We start from the raw sequence: 2,583 nt of genomic DNA on the forward strand, positions 1-2,583 counted from the left end.
GTCGGTCCAGTCGGTCCTGTAGGTCCCGTAGGTCCTGTAGGTCCTGTAGGTCCCGTAGGTCCTGTAGGTCCCGTAGGTCCCGTAGGTCCCGTAGGTCCCGTAGGTCCCGTAGGTCCCGTAGGTCCACCTGCTGGACCTGTGGGTCCTGTCGCCCCAGTGGGACCGGTGGGCCCCGTCGGACCTGTGGGTCCAGTCGGTCCCGTGGGGCCTGTGGGCCCGGTGGGGCCAACGTTCGCCAGCGACATCACATTGCTGAGCTTGCTATCCAAGATCAGCTCCTTGCGGATGATGTTGTCCAGCGTCGTGTTCACCGACTGATTGAGTGTGAGAAGATCGTCGAGCGACGGCTGAGTTCCGGTGGCGCCCGTCAGCGTGCCGAGGACGTATTGAATCTTTTCCGCCTCGGCGTTCGTGAGGTGGCCAAGGCCCAGCTCTTCGAGCGCGATGGACGAGAGCAGCAGGTTGACTGCGTCGTCCCGGGTGAGAGAGATGGACGGGTTGATATTGGGAATGTTAGGCTGCGACACCGGGCGTCCTCCTCGCCAAGAGAATCTCTTTCTGCACACAATAGGCGAGCATGGCAGCACTGGTGTCTACAAACGTCCACATATGCCAATTTGGGCGACAAAAATAGGCCCGGCGGTTTGCCGGGCCCGTCTCCATCGCGCGCTCAACTCAGGCTGATCCACACGTCCTTGACCTCGGTGTAGTTGTTCAACGCGTACGAGCCCATTTCCCGCCCGATGCCGGACTGCTTGTAGCCGCCGAACGGCGCCGCCGCGTCAAACACGTTGTAGCAGTTGACCCAAACAGTCCCGGCTCTCAACTTGCTTGCGATGTAGTGGGCGTTCCGGATGTTCTCCGTCCACACGCCTGCCGCCAGGCCGTATTCCGTGTCGTTGGCGCGCGCAATGACTTCGTCCAGGTCTTCAAACGGCATCGCTGCGACCACCGGTCCGAAAATTTCTTCGCGTGCGATGGTCATGTCGTCCCGGACGTTGGCGAAGATGGTCGGCTGCACGAAGTAGCCTCGATCCGTGGCCTTGCCGCCGCCCACGAGGACTTCGGCGCCCTCTTCCACGCCCTTCTCGATGTAGCCGAGCACGCGCTTCTCCTGTTCGTCGGATACGAGCGGGCCCATCTCCGTGCCCTGATCCAGTCCGGGGCCCTGGCGGATGTTCTGTGCCAGGGAGACGAGATCGGCCACGACGTTGTCGTACGCTTTCTTCTGCACGAACAGGCGCGATCCGGCGCAGCACACCTGACCCTGGTTGAACATGATACCCAGGAACGCGCCAGGGATGGCGCGGCTCATATCGGCATCCGGAAGGATGATGTTCGGCGACTTGCCGCCGAGCTCAAGCGTGACGCGCTTCAGGGTCGCCGCCGCGTTGCGCATGATGAGTTTACCTACTTCCGTCGATCCCGTGAACGCAATTTTGTTGACGTCCGGGTGCTCCACGAGCGCCTGTCCGGCCGTCTCGCCGAAGCCTGGCACGACGTTGACGACGCCCGCTGGGAATCCCGCCTCTTGAATCAACTTGGCAAGGTAGAGCGCCGAGAGCGGGGTCTGCTCGGCCGGCTTAAGCACCACCGTGCAGCCCATGGCCAGCGCGGCGCCGATTTTCCAGCAAGCCATGAGGAGCGGGAAGTTCCACGGAATGATCTGGCCCACCACACCAACGGGCTCGTGGCGCGTGTAGTTGAAGTATTTTCCCGTTACCGGGATGGTCTGTCCCACGACTTTGGTCGGCCACCCGGCGTAATAGCGAATATGTTCGATAGCAAGAGGAAGGTCTGCGTTCAGGGACTCGCGGATGGGTTTTCCGTTGTCGAGCGTTTCAAGCTGAGCGAGTTGCAGTTTATGTTCTTCCATGAGATCCGCCAGTCTGTAGAGCAGCCGAGACCGCTCCGCTGCACTCATGCGCGACCACGGGCCGGACTCAAAGGCGCGCCTAGCAGCTTTGACCGCGCGATCGATGTCGGGGGCTTCCGCCTCCGCAACTTCCACGAGGACCTCTTCTGTCGCGGGATTGATAGACTTAAACGTTTTGCCAGAGAGCGAGGGAACGAATTCGCCGTCAATGAACAAGCCTTTGGGACCCTTCAGAAACTCGACGACATCCGGATGCAGAGCGCTCGCGTTCACTTCTTGAACTGCCCCCCATGTCCCCTCCTTACTTGATCAGAAAACGGTTGGACACCGCTTTCAACTCCATCATATTAAGAGACTTGCGAAGATTCAACCCTTGAAATTGGGCTCGTGGGTCTTTCAATTTTTTGACCCCACTCGATGATATGAACGAGGATGTCCGTTCATGCTCGGAGGTTCTTGCAAGTCCAAGGTTGCGGGGATGCATCGCTTGGCAAATGGAAAGTTGTGAACTGATCGTTCATCTCAGTCGGATCGAAATCGTCCATCAATTCCAAGAAGTATCTCGGTTGACAGGGGTGATCTCCTTAGGGCATCATGGGGCGTATGGTGGCCCATCTATGGCCTCATGCATGGGCATGAAAGCGATCACGCCCAGAGACTGCGGTCATTCCGACGCCGCGGCGGGGCGCATCAAGGAATCTGCACAC

1 protein-coding gene and 1 pseudogene are annotated in these 2,583 nt (G+C 59.6%); both read right to left on the reverse strand.

Annotated elements, in window-relative coordinates; translation table 11 throughout:
* Positions 1-527: pseudogene (locus tag AMA01_RS14085) on the reverse strand (exosporium glycoprotein BclB-related protein); the annotation flags it as partial.
* A 143-nt stretch (positions 528-670) separates the two neighbouring features.
* A complete protein-coding gene (locus AMA01_RS09690) occupies positions 671-2,149 on the reverse strand; it encodes an aldehyde dehydrogenase family protein (RefSeq protein ID WP_067850425.1) in 1,479 nt (492 codons plus the stop codon).
* Between the last annotated feature and the right edge of the window lie 434 nt (positions 2,150-2,583).

The sequence above is a fragment of the Alicyclobacillus mali NBRC 102425 genome, assembly GCF_001570745.1.
Taxonomy (GTDB): Bacteria; Bacillota; Bacilli; order Alicyclobacillales; family Alicyclobacillaceae; genus Alicyclobacillus; species Alicyclobacillus mali.